At 34.6% G+C, this 19,305-nt stretch carries 16 protein-coding genes and 1 riboswitch; of the genes, 7 read left to right on the top strand and 9 right to left on the bottom strand.

Annotated features, from left to right (window positions below; genetic code table 11):
- Nucleotides 1-52: 52 nt before the first annotated feature.
- The 5 genes from cysK to QRY57_RS10295 all read right to left on the bottom strand — a co-directional run bounded on the left by cysK (nucleotide 53) and on the right by QRY57_RS10295 (nucleotide 7,068).
- Nucleotides 53-970, bottom strand: coding sequence for a cysteine synthase A (gene cysK / locus QRY57_RS10315; protein ID WP_286017357.1), 918 nt, complete (start codon nucleotides 968-970; stop codon nucleotides 53-55).
- A gap of 15 nt (nucleotides 971-985) precedes the next feature.
- Nucleotides 986-2,194 (bottom strand): MFS transporter, encoded by a 1,209-nt coding sequence (locus QRY57_RS10310; protein ID WP_208016943.1) that lies wholly within the window; start codon nucleotides 2,192-2,194, stop codon nucleotides 986-988.
- Between the two features lie 400 nt (nucleotides 2,195-2,594).
- Nucleotides 2,595-4,157, bottom strand: coding sequence for a Vga family ABC-F type ribosomal protection protein (locus tag QRY57_RS10305; protein WP_286017356.1), 1,563 nt, complete (start codon nucleotides 4,155-4,157; stop codon nucleotides 2,595-2,597).
- Nucleotides 4,158-4,485: 328 nt separating this feature from the next.
- The gene (gene hflX / locus QRY57_RS10300) at nucleotides 4,486-5,745 is read right to left on the bottom strand and encodes a GTPase HflX (RefSeq protein ID WP_286017355.1); all 1,260 of its coding nucleotides are present in this window, start codon (nucleotides 5,743-5,745) and stop codon (nucleotides 4,486-4,488) included.
- 522 nt (nucleotides 5,746-6,267) lie between these two features.
- Nucleotides 6,268-7,068 (bottom strand): polyphosphate kinase 2 family protein, encoded by an 801-nt coding sequence (locus QRY57_RS10295; protein ID WP_026592052.1) that lies wholly within the window; start codon nucleotides 7,066-7,068, stop codon nucleotides 6,268-6,270.
- A gap of 114 nt (nucleotides 7,069-7,182) precedes the next feature.
- Between QRY57_RS10295 and QRY57_RS10290 the strand changes: the two genes are divergently transcribed.
- On the top strand, nucleotides 7,183-8,004 hold the full coding sequence (locus QRY57_RS10290) for a YwqG family protein (protein WP_286017354.1): 822 nt from the start codon (nucleotides 7,183-7,185) through the stop codon (nucleotides 8,002-8,004).
- A 394-nt stretch (nucleotides 8,005-8,398) separates the two neighbouring features.
- On the opposite strand, the gene QRY57_RS10285 is transcribed toward QRY57_RS10290, so the two are convergent.
- Both QRY57_RS10285 and QRY57_RS10280 read right to left on the bottom strand, forming a co-directional pair.
- Complete coding sequence (locus QRY57_RS10285; protein ID WP_286017353.1) at nucleotides 8,399-9,682, bottom strand: MFS transporter; 1,284 nt, start codon at nucleotides 9,680-9,682, stop codon at nucleotides 8,399-8,401.
- Between the two features lie 342 nt (nucleotides 9,683-10,024).
- A complete protein-coding gene (locus QRY57_RS10280; protein ID WP_026591693.1) occupies nucleotides 10,025-10,591 on the bottom strand; it encodes an undecaprenyl-diphosphatase in 567 nt (188 codons plus the stop codon).
- A 460-nt stretch (nucleotides 10,592-11,051) separates the two neighbouring features.
- Between QRY57_RS10280 and QRY57_RS10275 the strand changes: the two genes are divergently transcribed.
- Nucleotides 11,052-11,432, top strand: coding sequence for a DUF3221 domain-containing protein (locus QRY57_RS10275; protein WP_286017352.1), 381 nt, complete (start codon nucleotides 11,052-11,054; stop codon nucleotides 11,430-11,432).
- Nucleotides 11,433-11,579: 147 nt separating this feature from the next.
- Here the strand turns inward: QRY57_RS10275 and QRY57_RS10270 are convergent, their stop codons facing one another.
- The gene (locus QRY57_RS10270) at nucleotides 11,580-12,176 is read right to left on the bottom strand and encodes a DedA family protein (protein ID WP_286017839.1); all 597 of its coding nucleotides are present in this window, start codon (nucleotides 12,174-12,176) and stop codon (nucleotides 11,580-11,582) included.
- A 481-nt stretch (nucleotides 12,177-12,657) separates the two neighbouring features.
- Between QRY57_RS10270 and QRY57_RS10265 the strand changes: the two genes are divergently transcribed.
- A complete protein-coding gene (locus QRY57_RS10265) occupies nucleotides 12,658-13,059 on the top strand; it encodes an SMI1/KNR4 family protein (RefSeq protein ID WP_286017351.1) in 402 nt (133 codons plus the stop codon).
- 381 nt (nucleotides 13,060-13,440) lie between these two features.
- Nucleotides 13,441-13,902: a YozF family protein gene (locus tag QRY57_RS10260; RefSeq protein ID WP_286017350.1), complete on the top strand. Its 462-nt coding sequence runs from the start codon at nucleotides 13,441-13,443 to the stop codon at nucleotides 13,900-13,902.
- Between the two features lie 44 nt (nucleotides 13,903-13,946).
- On the opposite strand, the gene QRY57_RS10255 is transcribed toward QRY57_RS10260, so the two are convergent.
- Nucleotides 13,947-15,209 carry an MFS transporter gene (locus QRY57_RS10255; RefSeq protein WP_286017349.1) on the bottom strand — a complete coding sequence of 421 codons (1,263 nt, stop codon included), beginning with the start codon at nucleotides 15,207-15,209 and terminating at the stop codon, nucleotides 13,947-13,949.
- Between the two features lie 415 nt (nucleotides 15,210-15,624).
- A riboswitch (Lysine riboswitch) is annotated at nucleotides 15,625-15,811 on the top strand.
- A 229-nt stretch (nucleotides 15,812-16,040) separates the two neighbouring features.
- Here QRY57_RS10255 and QRY57_RS10250 point away from each other — a divergent pair.
- From QRY57_RS10250 to QRY57_RS10240, 3 genes are all read left to right on the top strand, one after another.
- Nucleotides 16,041-17,270, top strand: coding sequence for an aspartate kinase (locus QRY57_RS10250; protein ID WP_286017348.1), 1,230 nt, complete (start codon nucleotides 16,041-16,043; stop codon nucleotides 17,268-17,270).
- A gap of 146 nt (nucleotides 17,271-17,416) precedes the next feature.
- Complete coding sequence (locus QRY57_RS10245) at nucleotides 17,417-18,136, top strand: response regulator transcription factor (protein ID WP_286017347.1); 720 nt, start codon at nucleotides 17,417-17,419, stop codon at nucleotides 18,134-18,136.
- The gene (locus QRY57_RS10240) at nucleotides 18,133-19,224 is read left to right on the top strand and encodes a sensor histidine kinase (RefSeq protein ID WP_286017346.1); all 1,092 of its coding nucleotides are present in this window, start codon (nucleotides 18,133-18,135) and stop codon (nucleotides 19,222-19,224) included. The genes QRY57_RS10245 and QRY57_RS10240 overlap by 4 nt, the downstream gene beginning before the upstream one ends.
- The last annotated feature ends 81 nt before the right edge of the window (nucleotides 19,225-19,305 follow it).

The raw sequence follows: 19,305 nt of genomic DNA, 5'->3' as shown, positions 1-19,305 counted from the left end.
TACCTTTTATAATAAAAAAGAGTATACACCATGCATACTCTCTCAATATATCTTATTCAAATAATCCCATACTTAAATACCGCTCACCCGTATCAGGTGCAATACATAATACTTTCTTACCCGCACCTAATCGTTTCGCTATCATGATTGCAGCATACACGGAAGCTCCTGAAGATGGACCTACTAATAATCCTTCTTGTCTTGCTAAATTTTGCATTGTACTTAACGCTTCTTCATCTGCAATTTGAATAATTTCATCATACACTTCTGTATTTAAATTTTTAGGAATAAACCCTGGGCTTGTTCCTACTAACTTATGAGGCCCGGGCACACCTCCGGATAAGACAGGAGATCCTTGTGGTTCAACTACTGCAATATATATATTTGGTAGTTTCTCTTTCAAAGTTTCTCCTGTTCCTGTAATCGTTCCACCTGTTCCCGCAGTTGCTACAAAAGCATCTAACTCTCCATCCATTTGCTCATAAATTTCAAGTGCTGTTGTATAACGATGGATATTCGGATTTGCTGGGTTTTCAAATTGCTGTGGAATAAAACTATTTGGTATTTCTTTTTGTAATTCTATCGCTTTTGCAATTGCTCCTGGCATTCTTTGCTCTGCTGGCGTCAAAACAACTTCAGCTCCATATGCTTTAAGTAAATTAATCCGTTCTTTTGACATATTATCTGGCATAATTAAAATGGCTTTATATCCTTTCGCAGCTGCGTTCATTGCTAAACCAATTCCTGTATTCCCACTAGTTGGTTCAATGATCGTATCACCTGGCTTAATGTGACCTTGTTCTTCCGCCATATGAATTAAATTGTACGCAGCGCGGTCTTTCACACTACGAGACGGATTAAACATTTCTAATTTCACATATACATCAGCTGCATCTTCTGGAACAAATCGTGATAATCGTACGACTGGTGTATCTCCAATTAATTCTGTAACATTATGACATAGTTCCATAGCGCATCCCCTATTCTATCGTGATTTTCGATCACTTGGCAATAACCATGACGTAAGACCAATTAACGGTAAACAACTACATAATACCATAATAAATTGCAGACTATAAACGTCTGCTAACTTCCCAAGAACAACAGCCCCTAACGCTCCAAGGCCAAACGCAAGACCTACAATTAAGCCTGACACCATTCCAACTTTTCCCGGAACAAGTTCTTGTGCGTATACAACGATAACACTAAAGCTACTAGAACTAATAAAACCAATACATAAAAATAACGGTACAACCCATGCGAGAGAAACATATGGTAATAAAAGTGCGAGTGGTGCAGAACCTAGCATTGAAAATACGATAATATTTTTCTTACCAAATCGATCGGCCAAAGGCCCACCAAAGAATGTACCAAGCACCCCAGCAATCATAAATGCAAATACAAAGTACTGCGCATTTTTAATAGACAAACCGTAATGCTCTATTAAATAGAATTGATAGAAATTCCCGATGCCAGCTCCATACCAAGAACGAACAAAGGTTAAGAAAACAAGAAGAACGATTACAAATTTAATATGCGTACTTACAATTGCATTCTCAGCATCAAGTGCAGCTCGTTTCTTTCTTCGCACCGCACCATTTACTAACTCATTTTTGTACCAGTTTGAAACAAAAATTAATAGCACAATACCTACTGCTGCAAAAGCTGTGAATCCCAGTGATCCAATTTGCCCAAACGGAACAAAAATTAACGCTGTAAAAATGGGCGCAAGAGAATTCCCTGTATTTCCTCCTACTTGATAAATCGATTGCGCCAAACCACGCTTTGTACCTGCTGCCATATAAGCAACCCGTGCTCCCTCAGGATGAAAAACCGCTGATCCTAACCCAATAAATAAAACAGAAATAATAACGATAATAAAGTTTGGCGCGAACGCAAGTCCAATCATCCCAAGCATACTTGAAAACATACCAAGTGGCAGTAGAAATGGCGACGGCTTCTTATCTGAATACATCCCAAATACAGGTTGCATAATCGATGACGTCATATTTAATGCAAATGCAATCCACCCTACTTGCATATAAGATAAATTCATCGACTTTTCCAGAATAGGAAATAGCGCTGGTACAACAGCCTGCATCGAGTCATTTAAAAAATGGCCGAAACTAATCGCAAATAAAATACGATAAATCGTCGGTGAATCCACTGTATTTTCCTTTGACACTGCCTGCATAGTTCACTCTCTCCTTCCCTAAAAACAGAAAATACAACTTATTAACCGTACACTTACTGTAATAATTTCTGATTTTTGAAACATTTCCTATTCTATAATGATTTTATCTCTTTTTCCAGTAACACAACTTCGATTTTATATAAATCATTTATCCTATTATATTTATATAGTAATTATAAGTTTTAATTATAGTGATTTTTTCTTCTTTTATACTTAGACAGAAATGAAGGCAAAGCATAAAAACTATGGAGAAAAGACAAAAGAAATTGTTGCACTCTCACTCACATTATTAGTATTTTTATCTGCATAGTGGCAAAAACAAAAAACAACATCTAGCTCAGAAAAAAGTACATCACTCCATTAGTCGTAATGTACTTTTTATTTTCTAAATAAAATTTAATTATAATTCTCTTTTTTCTTTTAAAAGTTTTTGGAATTCTATTTCTAAATCTTCAGACGGTTCGATACTTAAGCGACTTAGTACTTCCGATATTTTTGTTTCAAGTAAAAGAAGCTGATCTTCTTTCGTATCTCGCGTCTTTTCCACTTGATTGAGTTTATATTGCTGATACGTTCCATCAAATAACTTAATCTCTTGATCATGAATTGCTAAAATTCGTGTAGCAATATTTTCAATAAACCGGCGATCATGTGAGACAAAGATTACACTTCCTTCGTACTCTTTTAGAAGAGACTCTAATGCTTCAACAGCTTCCATATCGAGAAAGTTCGTCGGTTCATCTAACACTAAAGTATTAATATCACTTAAAAATAACTTCGTCAGCGCTACTTTCACTCGTTCACCGCCACTTAAAACCCCTACAGGCTTATAAACATCATCTCTGAAAAAATGCATTCTCGCAAGAACCGTTCGAATCAGTGTTTCATCCTGCTTGGAAGAAGACTGGACATTTTCGATAATTGATTTTTCCGTATCTAATATGTTTAAATTTTGACTAAAATAACCAATTTTCATAGCTGGTGAAAGTCTAATGCCATACCCCTGGTTCATAATTATTTTTACAAGTGTTGTTTTTCCACTTCCATTTGAGCCGATAATTGCTAATTTATCCCCACCTCGAATATGAAAACTCGTTTTGCTCCAAAGTACACGCTCACCAACTTTACCTGTTAAATCTTTTACTCGAAGAATAATCCGATTTTTAAACGTTTCCGCATTCGGCAGGTTCATCTTAAGCGGTGGAATTTCTTTTATTTTTTCTACCTTTTCAAGCTTTTCTAACCTCGTTTCAATGGCCGATGCTGTTTTTTGTAGCTTCTTTTGCTTTTTGGCAAAGTATGGCTTTGCTCCTGTAATTCTCGCTTCGGATTTACTTACTTTTTTTGGCGTCTTTGTTGCTCTTTCAGCTTTTTTCTCTTTTAGTTTCATTGCTTCTTCTAGCTGCTTTTTCTTTTTTTCATATGTTTCATAAGCTAATTGTTCTTGATGAAGCTCTATTTCTTTTTGTTTTACATAATCACTATAGTTGCCTGTATACTCTTTTATCTTTCCTTCATTCAATTCCCATATAGTTGTACAAAGAGCATCTAAAAACGCACGGTCATGTGAAATAACAACAAATGCCCCTTGCCACTTTTTCAATTTCTTCTCCAACCATTCGATATGTTCTGTATCTAAATTTGTTGTCGGCTCATCTGCTAGTAAAAGTTCTGGGTCTTTCACAAAAACCTTTTGAATATATTCTTGCGTCACTTCACCACCACTTTTCGTTGTATCCGTCCGTTTAAGTTGCGGTAAAAGTTCACATTTAGTACGTTGAATAACATTTCCTTCTTCTGGAGAAATTTCCCCAGCTAACATTTGAAATAACGTTGTTTTCCCGCTTCCATTTCTACCTACTAACCCAATTCGAGCATTTTGCTGAATTTGTAGTTGATCTATATCTAATAATAAACGATCCTTTACATAATACTTTATATAATTAGCTTCTAATAAAAACATAGTAACATCTCCTTTTATCAAATGTAGGAGACAAAAAATGCCCCCTATATCCATTCAGAATAGGAGGCATCAATCATTTATAGGTGCATACCAAAAGAGACTATCCCTTTTAGATCCAACTATAGAAGTCCCATCCTATTCTGAAAAACGCAAATTGAAGGCATCACAAATAACAGCGTTATTGTATGCTAAAAAACCTTCAATTGTTTGCTTTCGTAAATAGGATTAGTACTTCATGTAATTGGGTCACCCTTCCGTTCTTTTCATTTCATTCATGCTATTTTTAGTATAACTAAAAATTCCAAATAAAATCAATGTCTTTTTCATTTTAAATGACAAAATGTTTATATTTTTCAAAATCACTCGTCTTACATTCAAGTGAAATTTTCGTACCTTCATTTTCATAACTCGTAGATGTAACATGTGCATAATCATTGAAATAAGAGACAATTTTCCCTTGATCATACGGAATTAACATTTCACACTTTGTATACTCTTTGTATATGTGCGAACGAATCATTTCTACAAGTTCCTCAATCCCAATTTGTTGTTTTGCAGATAGATACACTCGATCCTCCTGAGTTTTCGGGATTTCAACATCCATCATATCTGATTTGTTATACGCATAGATCGTTGGGATATTTTCAACACCAATTTGTTTTAAAGTTTGGTTTGTAATCTCAATCAATTGTTCATAATTTGGATTTGCATAATCCACTACATGAATCAATAAATCTGCCTCCGCTACTTCTTCTAATGTAGAACGGAATGCTTTCACAAGGTGGTGCGGTAATTTACTTACAAATCCAACTGTATCTGTTAATAAAAATGATTTATTATCTGGAAGTTCAATATTTCGCACTGACGTTTCCAGCGTCGCAAATAACATATCCTTTTCAAATACTTGTTTCTCGGTAGAACCATTAAAGATCTCCAGCATCGTATTCATTATCGTTGACTTACCCGCATTTGTATATCCTACTAAGGAAACAACAGGAATTTCATTTTTCTTACGTTGTTTGCGCTGCGTTTGGCGCTGTGCGACAAGCGCTTCTAACTCTTTATTTAACGCTGCAATCTGTTCCTCAATTTTACGACGGTCTAATTCTAATTTCTTCTCACCGACACCTTTGTTTTTCGTACCAACGCCGCCGCTCTGTCTTCCTAAAGATTCACGAAGACCAATTAAACGTGGCATCATATATTGCAGGTGTGCTACTTCAACTTGCAACTGTGCTTCTTTTGTCTTCGCACGCTGCGCAAAAATATCTAAAATTAAAATTGTACGATCAATGACTTTACAATCTAAATCAGCTTCTAAATTTCGAATTTGCGAAGGTGATAGTTCATCATTAAAGATCACCATGTTCGCATCTGCTTCCTTCACAAAAGCAGAAACTTCTTCAATTTTCCCTTTTCCAATATAATGTGATGGATTCACGCGGTGCAAATTTTGTGTAACTCGCCCTACAACTTCCACATCACACGCTTCCGTAAGATTTGTTAACTCCTCCATCGAATATTCAAAATCACTTTCATTATTTAAATTTACTCCAACTAATATCGCTTTTTGCACTAGTTCTTCCATACATTAATTCCTCCATTTCGATTACGTAAAATAAAAAGCACAGGTCACTGCCTGTGCTTTTTGCAAACGGATGAGAGTACACCAAATAAACAAAAGAAAGCATTGCTTTCAAATTGCTACATGGTCAATAAGTCCCAAATGATATACGTATTCAAGGAAGCATACACATATATCACATCATTCTATTTATAAAGGCAAAACAAAAAGAGGGCGTATTCGTCCCTCCCTCTTTTCACATATCTGTTCAATAAAGGGTTCCTTTAAAATAGGCAGACCAATCCCGTTCACTCTGTACACAGACAGAGCCTTTGAGCGCTATTCAATTATTGGCACAAAGTATTGAGACGTAATCTGATTAAAATCAAAGGAGACCCCTCCGTTCATTAAAAGTTACATAAATCTTAGCATAATTATGTAGTTTTCACAAGAATAAACTTCACTTATGGGCATAAACAAAATCATCAATTTCCGATTATATTCTTCATTTTTTGCGTACACTTCTTATGGTGAAGAGGACATAATTTAATTTTGTACTTGTTCGCTTTCCTCTTGCATTTCCTTTTTCATTTCATGATAGTATGATGGTAATTCGATTCCATGCTCTATAAAATAATTTTCAATTAATGAAATGATCACTTTCAATGTTTTCACACGTGCATATAATTTATCGTTACTAGCGATAATATTCCAGCTTGCATTCGGTTTATCTGTTTTCTCAAACATCTCTTCCATTGCCCGGACGTATTCATCCCACTTTTCACGATTGCGCCAATCTTCATCTGTAATTTTCCATCTCTTCAGAGGATTTTTCTCCCGATCCTTAAATCGTGCCAGTTGTTCATCTTTACTAATATGATAGAAGAATTTTGCTACTATGTAATGATCATCCGTTAATAATTTTTCAAAATCATTGATTTCATCGTATGCTCTCGTCCATTCTTCTTTTGTAGCAAAACCCTCTACACGCTCAACCAATACACGACCGTACCAAGAGCGATCAAAAATAGTAATTTGACCATACTGGGGAATTTTCCGCCAAAAGCGTTGCAAATAGTGGTAACGTTGTTCATGAGGAGCAGGCGCACCAATTGGATTTACTTGGAATCCACGCGGATCAAGATGCTCAGTAATTCGTTTAATCGCTCCCCCTTTTCCGGCTGCATCCCAACCTTCCATGGCCATGATAACAGCTATTTTTTCTTTTTGTAAAATTTGCTGCAGCGCTAATAAGCGCCTTTGATACTTCTCAAGTTTCTTATTATACTTTGATTTTGATTCCATTTTTTTCGTTAAATCTACTTGGGCAAGACGATCTTTTGTCATAAAATATTCCTCCTTTTTCTATGCTAATGATATTTTAACATAATTTTCACAATTTTCTTCTTTATTCAGAAAACATTACCAAATTGTTGTACAATAAGAATGAGGTGATACATAATGAAACAAACTCTACAAAATGCGCTCAAAAAGTATAATGCCATTCATCTAGAAAAGCATATTTTAAATTCTCTTGACCGAGCAATTCAAATTCATCTACGTAAAGGATCTGATGAGCAAATAGCAATCGGAACGTCAAAATTAGGAGGTTTTCCAGATTTACCTGATGAATTAAAGATTCCAACATATAACGACATACCGCTACACTTTATTGGGCAACTGAATTTAGAAGAAGTACAATCCTATCACAAAGGAAACCCACTACCTACAAAAGGCATGTTGTATTTCTTTTATGACGCAGAAGAACAACCGTGGGGATTTGATCCAAGGGATACCGGAGGACACCGCGTTATGTACACGGAAAATATAGAAAAGCTAAAAAGACGAGAACTTCAAACAGAAGTGTTCCCTCCTTCAATCATTTCATTTCAAGAAACGTGGACATTAGCAAAAGAAAAAGTCGGTGAAACAGGTTTATCACATGATGATGAATGGGATCTTTATAAAGAAATAGAAGAATTGTATATCGATGGATTGCATCATTTACTCGGCTCCGCACAAGCTATACAATCAGAAGAAATGGCTGAAGAGTGTCATCTTGTTACAAACGGAATCTCTTTAGGAAATGGATACCCTTCAGATAAAGAAATAAAGCGTTTATCCGGTAGTCCTCAAGATTGGATGTTACTGTTACAACTTGATACGAACGATGAGTCTGAAATGGATTGGGGAGACACTGGTCTATTGTATTTCTGGATCAAAAAAGAGGATTTATTGCAAAGAAACTTTGAAAATACATGGTTGATTTTGCAATGTTGTTAACCATGCATTTTCAACATATGCCCTCTGTTCCTATACTGTAATTCGTATAAAACGAAAGACAGTAGAAAAAACAGCCAACTTTTTCTACAAAGTTGGCCTAATTATTATAATTGAAATTACGCTATACGAAGAAACATGATAACTGTTTGTGAAATCCTTTGACTCTTAGTTTTTGCATTACATTACTAATATGATTGCGGAAAAGCCCTCCAATAAAATACAACTTTAATCAGAAGAGGGCTTCATCCCCTACTAAGCTATAAAAAGTAGACTTACTTCTTACAATTTTTTAAGATTCATGTTGTGTAATAATCTCTTTATGTTCTTTTAGTAAATATCTATCCACCTCTTTTTCACCGTCATCACAAACAAATAAACAACACTTTCAAGACTTCTATTTCATTTCATGTTCTTTATTTTTTCGAGACCAAATCACAACAGGAACGAGCAACAAGGCTAAACCTCCTCCAGCTAATGATAATGCTGCATAACTTGAATTTGCTACCACCATGCCTGACATCGCTCCCCCAGAGGCTCCTGCCAGCGCAATAAAAACATCTACTTTCCCTTGTGTCTTTGCACGCATTAAAGGTTCTGTTGCATCAACAATTTGAGCAGTCCCACTTATTAATCCAAGGTTCCATCCTAATCCAAGTAAAGACAAAGCAATAATCAGAAGTATTAAAGAATCGCTCGGTGCAATGGCAGCTACCACACCCGCACTAAGTAGTATAACTCCGGCAGCAATACTCATTGCCATTCGACCAATCTTGTCAACAAGGATTCCTGTAACAAGTGACGGAAGGTACATCGCTCCTACGTGAAATCCAATAACAAGACCCACTTCACTTAATCCATGCCCATGGTGCTCCATATGTACAGGAGTCATCGTCATAATGGCAACCATAACAATTTGAGTAAGTATCATAACGAGGGCCCCAACTGTAACACCCCTTTTATTTGCTATCGGTTTGTTAACTCTCGCATGCCCTTTATTTGTATGTTCCTGTTTATATGTTTCTATCATGTTCGCTATTATTAATGGATCTGGACGAAGCATAACGAAAAGTACGAGACCTGCTAATAAAAATGCAGCTGCTGATAATATGAACGGACCAGCAAGTTCAGGAATACCAAGAGAAAGAGCGAAACTCCCCATTACACCTACTAAATTCGGTCCCGCAACTGCACCAAATGTTGTCATAACCATTGTAATACTAATAGCCGTTGCCCTTTGCTTCTTATTCGCTAAATCCGTACCAGCATAACGAGCTTGTAAATTTGTTGCTGTACCTGCACCATATATGAGCAGGGAAGCAAGTAAGAGAATAATACTATTTGTTAAAGCGGCAATCACGACACCAATAGCCCCAAGTCCACCTACCATAAATCCTGTCGCAAGCCCGATCCGGCGCCCATAACGTTGAGACAGCCTTCCTACTATTAACGCTGCTCCTGCAGATCCCATTGTAAACATGGCTGCTGGCAATCCTGCGAATGCATCGGTTCCAAGCATTTGCTGCGCAAGAAGTGCACCTACAGTAATACCAGCAGCTAATCCGGCGCCACCAAACATTTGTGAAATACTTACGATTACCAATGTTCTTTTATATAGCTTTTGTTGTTCTTCTACTGTATACATTTGATTCCTTATTGAACTCTCAGCTGTATCAAGCATCTTCTCACCCTCTTTATGAAAAATTCTCTCTTTTTTAAATGTACTATGATTAATGTTTCATATTCAATAACATTTCTATCTGTTCGTTTAGTTCTAAAAGGGAAAAAGGTGTCCCAACGCCTTGAGTGAGGGCTATTTTTTGATGCACAAATATTTTTTATTTATAAAAGTTTAGCTTTTTATAGTTTTCATCCATACCTAAAAGCCCCCTATTTAATTAGAGGGCTATCAGTCTTTTAATCTTATAAAACACACTTTGTAAAAAAATCGTGTAACTATGCTTCTGTTTTTATCTATTCTCTTATGCACATGTTAGCAATCATCCAACCGATTCGACTCTTTTCAGCTAGTTTTCCCTTGAAAAATAGGTTTCGCGATTAATGTAGCGATAGGACGTATTTTAAATACAACATACTGTGTAAATAATGCTATCAATACCCCATGTACAATTCCTGCAATTACATCAAGTGGATAATGTACTCCTACCCATACTCTCGAAAAAGCTACACCAAGCGCTAAGAAAAAACAAGTATATTTAAATCGATAAGCAGATAGCAATAGTGTAGCTGCAATTACAACAGCTGATGTTGCATGATCACTTGGAAAAGAAGAATTGGCAGCATGCTCTACGAGTTGTGTGATGTTATGTGAAACAAAAGGACGATCTCTATAAATAAATAACTCAATAAATCTATTTATGGAATACGCTAAAGTAAACGCAACAATCGATTGAAAAGCCATTATTCGAAAGTTAGGTTTATTCTTTATCCATAACAAGATGAGTAATAACACGAAAGCATATTGTACATATTCTGCAAATATAATCATTACATTATCTATTAATGGATATTCCTGTACTTTACTATTTATAAAGTTGAACCATTCGTAATCTAAATCTTTAAAATTCATTACATAATCTCCTTTAATACTTTAGTTCACGCTACATTTTAACAAACTCTACCTTATTAAATGATTTCTCATAGGGTTCTAATAAATTCTTATTATATTCTTTATTGTTCTCCACCTACAAATTATAATCTATTCAATTTTAATAAGACTACTAACAATGTACTATCTTATTTTGTGACATTAACATTACATTTTTGTAAGGTTCTTTTTTTCGTTTTAATAGTCTAACTTATGTAAAGTGTTTATAGGAAAAGATTTAATGTAAACAATTACGCTTAAATTCACATCAGTTTTAATAAGTTATCATTTAGTTTTTTCTACCAATAGGATCTGTTATAATTTTCTTTATTATCAAAAAATCTTTATTTTACATCCTTTATAGTATGTGAAATTATTTTTGATTTTAATAAATTCTTAATTTTATTGGGGATTGATACTTAAATGTATGGAGGTAGACATTTTGAGGAAATTTCTTTTCTTGTTAATACTTGTATTTTTAGTTGTCATAGTTTTAAAAGGGAGGAATGGTGATCCATTGATGAGTGTTAACAAAGATATCAATACTCATCAAGATTCTTATCAAGCGCAAGGATATGTTGTCTTTAAAGATAAAAAAGTTTATTTTATTGACGAAAAGGAGATAAAGGACTCAAATATTATAGGATATTTAGAGCAATCATCGAGGGAAGAACATCCTTCTGCTTCTATCCTAAGTTTTAATGATTCAGATGCTGTTAAGTTTTTAAAAACAGGAGATAAAATTCAAATATGGGTTAGTGAACTTTTGGAATCTTATCCAGGTCGTTATACTGTAACAAAATATGAAAAAATAGGGGGATAAAAACCAGGGGATTATTACCTTTTACAAAAATACCCTATAATAGCTATTGTTGAAAATAAAGGGAATGAAAAAGGGAGTTTTCTTCATCCCTACTGATTATTAGCCCTCACCTATCAAGCTTTGACTGCCCGCGAATAGCGGGATAACTTACTTTTTATCTTTTTTGAAGCGAAAATATACAAAAATCAAACCCGCAAGAATAACTAGCACAATTAAAAGAATAAGTCCATAACGGTGGACATAATGCTCTACCAGACGCCATTTTTCTCCTAACTCAAATCCTAGCTTGATAAAGGTAAAACTCCATAATAATGCTCCCGAATACGCATACAGGCAAAATGTCGAAAATCGATAACGAGAAATCCCAGCTAAATAAGCAGTAACATGGCGAACTCCAGGAATAAAATAACCTATAAATAATAAGGCAGGACCTATTTTTTGAAATAAAATCTGTGTCCGATTTATTTTATTTTCTGTAATATGTATTTTCGGACCAAATTTCTTTAAGAATGGAATCCCAAGTTTTATTCCTAACCAATAGCTAATAGTAATACCGATTGACGAACCGATACACGCACTTAATAATGCAAGCAGAAATTTCATTTCTCCTTTATGTACATAGTATCCTACAAATGTTAATATCGTTTCATCTGGTATTGGTAACCCGATAATTCCACCAACTAAAGCAATAATAACCCCGAAATATCCAAAATGCGAAATGAGATAATGTAATTGTTGTTCTATTTGTAATCACCATCCATACCAATTGCGAACTGGTGTCTCAATCATCGAGACACTTTTAAACAAAAAACATTATATACCTCCTAGTATTATTCCAATAAACCCCATTAAAATTCTAATCGTATAACTTACTTCCGTAAAATAAAGTGAAGCTTCCATCAGTGGAAGTCTTCACTTCTTCACTAATGGTTAGCCAAACGAATCGAGCCTTTACGGGATAAAATGTGGTACTAGACTTTTTCTATATTTTCAAAATGAAATTGTATTGATTTTTCTTTTTTATCCAATATAGTTAATTTACATAGAAATTTTGTATTGTGCTAATGATAGCCTCAACTCCATTGTGTTTATCTCTAGAACTAGTAATATAACAGATAAATAAGCGAGTCACATAAGATTTTTGGTTTATAAGAAAGATCAAAGTTAACAATACAGATAAATTTATAATATTTAGCTACACAAAATACGTTTGGAGTGTGTACATATGGTATACAAAGATATTATTAAAAAGATTCATGATGCACCAACTGAATATGATTTTAGTACATTAACTGATTCCATTATTGAGGAAGAATCCATGCTTAACGGTGTACCCCAAGATTATATTTCCTTCTTAAAGGAAGTGGGCTATGGATCTGTTTCTAATTCCTATTTTATGTTCTACGGAGGACTTATTGAAGCAGATGAAATATATGATGTAGATGACAATCCAGAACTGAAAAATGTTTTACTATTTGGTGATAACTTTGCCGGTGATGCTATAGGCTTTCGCATAACCAATAACTGGGAAATTATTGAGGTTTGGCATGAAGACTTATCAATTGTACCAAGAGAGGAAAAGAACTTTACAGAATTGGTTCAAAGCATATTTTCGAAAGAACTTTAAGCTAGTATTTACTTGATATAAAAACAGAAAAACATTCCACTAGTGCAGCTGCGGAATGTTTTTCTCTAATTAAACTTACTTTCTAACCTTTATTCATTAAAACCTTTCTTCTTTTACTAACCCATGAATCCCCTTCAAATTTTTAAAATGTAACCAATTCATTTCATATTCTTTAAAACGTTTAAATACTAAAAGACTGTGCAAAAAAATTCTACACAATCTTTTGGGCGCTGATATATACATTTCCATTCACAAACGAAAAAAGAATGCAACACCACTTTTCTATAATTGTTCAATCAAATATGCGTGCATAACTCCTTTCCAAGTAGCAAATGCTAACAAAATCAAAACAATCAGCTATACCGAATTGGAGAATGATACATGAAAAGAAAAATATTATTCTTACTTACTTTCATATGTTTTGCAGTTCCACTTCAAACAAGTGCCTTCACTTTTGTAGAACTCCCTGTTACATCAAAATCTAAGCAGTGGTATATTGAAGTTGATAAGGCTAAGAATCCTCAAGCACTTCAGTCAAAAGAAGATACGTTTCATACATACAGCTTACTTGTAAAGAATGTCGGAAAAGACGTATCTAACGTATCAGTTGAAATACGTCACAATAACCCAAAATCAAAAGCTGCTTTCAAGCCTTTCAACAAATCTGATATGAGCGTGTCATATAGCCAAACTAGTTTTACAAAAATGAAATTCCCATTATATGAAGACGCTAACTCATTTGACGTAGTGATTAGCTGGGAGGAAAATCAATTTAGTTATAACGGTCACCCAGAAAAAGCAGAAAAGCAATTTACACAAACATTTGTATTCCATGAAGAATAAGCTCTGCCGCTTGGCAGAGCTTACTTATTTTTTGTAAACGTAAATTAATCAAATTGACGAATACTCGGAACAAGTAGTGCGATTACCACTACGACAATTGCTGCAATAGCTAAAATCGTAATCGTCACCGTACCACCAATTATATTCGCCACCCAACCGACAACTACATACCCTAACGGTAATAATGCAAAAGACCCTAACATATCCAGACTTGCTACCCTTCCGAATGCTTCTTCTGGTACAAGTTCTTGCAAACTCGTTTCCCATATTAAACCGAAAATCATAATCCCAAACCCTTCTAATGCCATTAACCCTACTAATCCTGGCGCCCATGAAACGAAAGACATTAGTAAAAGTGACATCCCGCTAATGAGGACACCCCCATAGGCAAGCAATCCTCGTTTATGCCACCTCTGTCTCCCGCCAAAAATAAGAGCTGCCACAACAGCCCCCGCTCCAGAACATGCCATTCCAATCCCATAGACAAACGGTTCAAACTGATGATGTACATTAAATAGCCAAGGGATTAATACAACGATAATTCCTGCGTGGCAAATATTAATAAATGAAAATGCTAAAATTGTAATCCAAAGCCATGGATGGCTTTTTAATACAACAATCCCTTCTGTAAAATCTTTTTTGAAATTCATTTTTTGATTTGTTTGTTCCTGTACTTTTTTAGCTGTTACATCTTTTAAAAACAATAAACAAATAAAAGACAACAAATAAGTCAATGCATCTAAACCAAACCCAATTCCCGCTGATGCAACCGAAACAATAAGACCACCAAGCGCTGGACCTATTAAACGAACACCTTGATTACTCATTTGTGTTAATGCGTTAGCCGCATTCCGAATTTCCGGTACAAAGACCCTTGCTCTCACTGCTGCATATGCCGGTTGAAATAACCCATCCATTAGTCCATATATTGCCACTAGCACATATAAAATCGTGATTGTTAAAGTATCTGTAAACATAAGCACCGCAAGGGTTATCATCAATATGCATCGAACAATATCGGTAAATAACATTAGCTTAACTCGATTTATACGATCAACGATTAACCCCGAAAACGGTAAGACAAGAATATTCGGTAGCATATACATAGCCATCGTCGTTCCCATAACAACTGTTGATCCAGTCAATGTATATACGACTACTGGAAGAATTACCATTGTAATAGAACTTCCTAGAACGGAAAGAAGTTGCCCGATCCATAAGAAAGTAAAATGGCGTGATTTTGTAACAGGCAACAATAAATTACTTACATAACTCCCCTTATTTTCTGTTTGCACCTCTCCTTGCATATGTATCCCCTTCCTTTAAACATCTTCCTTCTTTTTCCTTTTATTATACATTTAATTTTCTCTTTTTTCTAATAATTAAGTCTTTAGATATGTAAACTACTAATATTTCGATTTATACTAAATTCAATTCATAAAATATACTATACAGAACTACACTGTATAATTGATATAGGGGCAATAAAACAACTATATAGAACCACTATCACCCCTTACCTCCCAATAGTTTCCAACATATTTCTAATCATCTACTTACACCGAACAATTCAATTATGCCAGTATACATAAACCATATAACCGAAAATGAATATACTTAATTTTCAAAATATTATTAAAGCACTTGATTTCCTAAAATATTTTAATTATTATAAAACAAATGTTACCAAATAACTTCATAAACCAAACACTCTCGCCCAAAACGTGAGATAGAGGTTGCAGTGCTTATAAGTATTCTAGAGGAGACACAGAGATGTCAATGAGTTTAGAAGAAAGGAAGTATTGCCGAAATTGATAAGTTTCTCTGCATTTATCAATTGGGGCTGTTTTCGAATAGAAACAGAACTGTCATATATACAGACGTGTATATATGAAGAGCTATCTACAAAAAAGAGATATCATGCTTTATATGATATTCTTTTTTGGCGGTTTTTTTATTAGCTCCTTTTTCTGTTTCCCTTTTCCTGTAACAGCACCATCCTCACTTATTTGAGATGGTGTTTTTTTGTTTTTCTTTCCGGTAACTACAGGAATATTTAGGGACTTATACATCTCTTTTATATGTTTTTACACCTTTCCTGATCAATTAATAAAAATGGATGAAAGAAGGAATTTGTAATGGAAACGATTGTTCAAAAATTCGGTGGTACTTCTGTTGGAAGTATTCAGCGCATTCAACATGTAGCAAATTTAATTATTGAAGAATATGAACGAGGACACGGTGTTGTTACAGTTGTCTCTGCAATGGGAAAAAGTACAGATGAACTCGTTACACTTGCTACCGCTATTACCGAAAATCCGAGTAAACGTGAAATGGATATGCTTTTAACAACTGGTGAACAAGTTACCATTTCTTTATTAACAATTGCACTGCAAGCAAAAGGGTACGACGCTATTTCACTAACTGGTTGGCAAGCTGGTATTACTACAGAATCTGTGCATAGTAGCGCACGGATTACTGATATTAATACAGAACGTATTCAATCACATCTACAAGAAGGAACAATTGTAATTGTCGCTGGTTTTCAAGGACGAAGCGAAGAAAACGAAATTACAACACTTGGCCGCGGTGGTTCTGATACAACTGCTGTTGCATTAGCAACGGCGCTGAAAGCGAAAAAATGCGACATTTACACAGACGTAACAGGTGTATACACGACTGATCCACGAGTTGTAAAAGACGCATATAAATTAGATGAAATTTCTTATGATGAAATGTTAGAACTCGCAAATCTCGGCGCTGGTGTACTACACCCACGTGCTGTTGAATTCGCAAAAAATCATAATGTAATTTTAGAAGTTCGTTCAAGTATGGAACAAGAAAACGGAACAATTGTAAGGGGAGAATGTAACATGGAACAACAATCGATCGTTAAGGGTATTGCATTTGAAGATAATATTACACGCGTAACAATTAAAGGATTAGAACAAGGATCGCTTTCAACTGTTTTCTCTACATTAGCTAAAGCCCATATTAATGTTGATATTATTATTCAAAGTATTACAAATGAAGGTACTGTTCATTTGTCTTTCTCAATTCACTCAAATGACTTACGAGAAACATTAGAAGTATTAGAACAAAATCAAGAAGCACTTCACTATGAGTCTGTAGAATATGAAAATCATCTAGCTAAAGTATCAATTGTTGGATCTGGTATGGTATCTAATCCAGGTGTTGCTGCTAGTATGTTCTCTACATTAAAGAATGAAAATATTCATATTAAAATGGTAAGTACATCTGAAATTAAAGTATCTGTTGTCATTGATCGCCTTAATTTAGTAGATGGTGTAGAAGCACTTCATCAATCATTTATGGCAAAAATTGCACCTATGGTACAAATGAATTAATTTGATTATCAAAATAACAACAAGGAATATTTCTTTGTTGTTATTTTTTCATCTAGCAAAATAGTATTATGTTACACTATTACATGTGAAATATTTTCCAAATATCTTTCTAACAGATTCGAAAAACATGTAAAGGTGGATCCATAATGAGAACAGAAAAAATCCTTTTAGTTGATGATGAACAAGGCATATTAGATATGTTAGTACTTACACTAAAGAAAGAAAACTTCACGCATATAACAACAGCTATAAATGGAGCCGAAACGTTGAACCTCATTAAAGGCCGTCCATTTGATATCATCTTACTCGATGTGATGCTACCCGATATAGACGGATTTGAACTATGTAGACAAATCCGCAATTACACAAATACTCCTATTTTATTTGTAACAGCCCGCTCTAGCGATTTAGATAAATTAACAGGACTAGGAATTGGCGGGGATGATTACATAACAAAACCATTTAATCCTTTAGAAGTTGCTGCCCGAATCAATGTCCAATTACGTAGACAAAATATGATACAAGAACATCGCCATGAAGAAAATTTGAACCTACATTTTGAATCCTTTTCTCTATATCCAAGCGAGGGACTGATAACAGTAAACGGTGAATCTGTCCATTGCACTGCTAAAGAACTAGAATTACTTACATTCTTATGCACACATCCAAATCGAATTTTTACTGCTGAACAATTGTACGAACAAGTATGGGGACTGACTTCCATAGGTGATGATAAAACAGTAGTAATGCATATTTCCAAATTACGTAAAAAAATAGAAGCAGATCCTAAATCCCCTATATACATTGTAAATTTGAGAGGAATTGGCTATAAATTTATCCCGCATACTAAGGAGCAACAAAAATGAAAATTGGTTTCAGGCTAGGCTTTCATTTTATTCGTAGTTTATGTATCGGTACTTTTTTTATGGGTATTTTTATGGCCATTTTTATGGAAGGCATACTACCTCTTATCGGAATAAACAAAGATAACAAAGACACGGAAGCTCTTATTGTTTTTTGCCTCTTTGTATGTACTCTTATTTTGGGCGCTATTTTGTATGGATGGCATATCGGCAAACCTTTATTTCGAATGATTTCTTGGATTAACCAACTAGCAGAAGGTTCTTATGTGATACCAGAAAGTACAAAACAAATGTACAAGAAAAAAACAGGGAAGTTAAAAGGACCTTATCGCTTATATAAAGACGTCTTTCTAAATATAGAACATTTAACAAATAGATTACGAGAAATAGAGAATGAACGGGAACAACTTGAGAAAATGAAACGGGAATGGATGGCAGGAATCTCTCATGATCTCAAAACGCCGCTTACCTATATTACAGGATACAGTGCACTTATGCTATCGCCAGATCATACTTGGAGCCAAGAAGAAAAAGAGAATTTCTTGCAAGAAATTCAGCAAAAAGGAAATCATATGAAAGAATTAATTGAAGACTTAAATCTCTCTTTCCGTCTTCAAGATTCACAGATTCCTTTAAAAAAAGAGGAAGTAAATATTGTTGAATTTACCAGAAGATTAATAGCTGACATAACAAATGACCCACGCTCTCAGCACTATCATTTTAGTTTTCAAGCAGATGAAACAAACATAATAATTCCGATTGATACAAAATTATTCCACCGTTCTTTACAAAACTTGTTTATGAACGCCATTTTACACAATCCTGCGGAAACAAAAATCCATACCTCTATTCTATTACAAGAAGATATACATATTACAATAGAAGATACAGGTGCCGGTATGGATGAACTAACCGTTCAAAACTTATTTAAACAATATTATCGCGGAACAACCACAAATGTTTCAAGCGAGGGCACAGGTCTCGGAATGACAATTGCTCATAAAATTATAACAGCACATAGTGGAACGATTCATGTAACGAGTGAAATCGGTAAAGGCTCAAAAATTCATATTATACTCTCAAACCGATAGTCTTATTGTAAGGGCATTATTAAAGTGAAATGTTTTCAATCCTATATAAACACAACAAAAAACAATTTCCCCTTTTATACA

It is taken from the genome of Bacillus arachidis, from assembly GCF_030285945.1.
GTDB classification, from domain to species: Bacteria; Bacillota; Bacilli; order Bacillales; family Bacillaceae_G; genus Bacillus_A; species Bacillus_A arachidis.
This window is presented reverse-complemented; position numbering and strand designations above follow the sequence as displayed.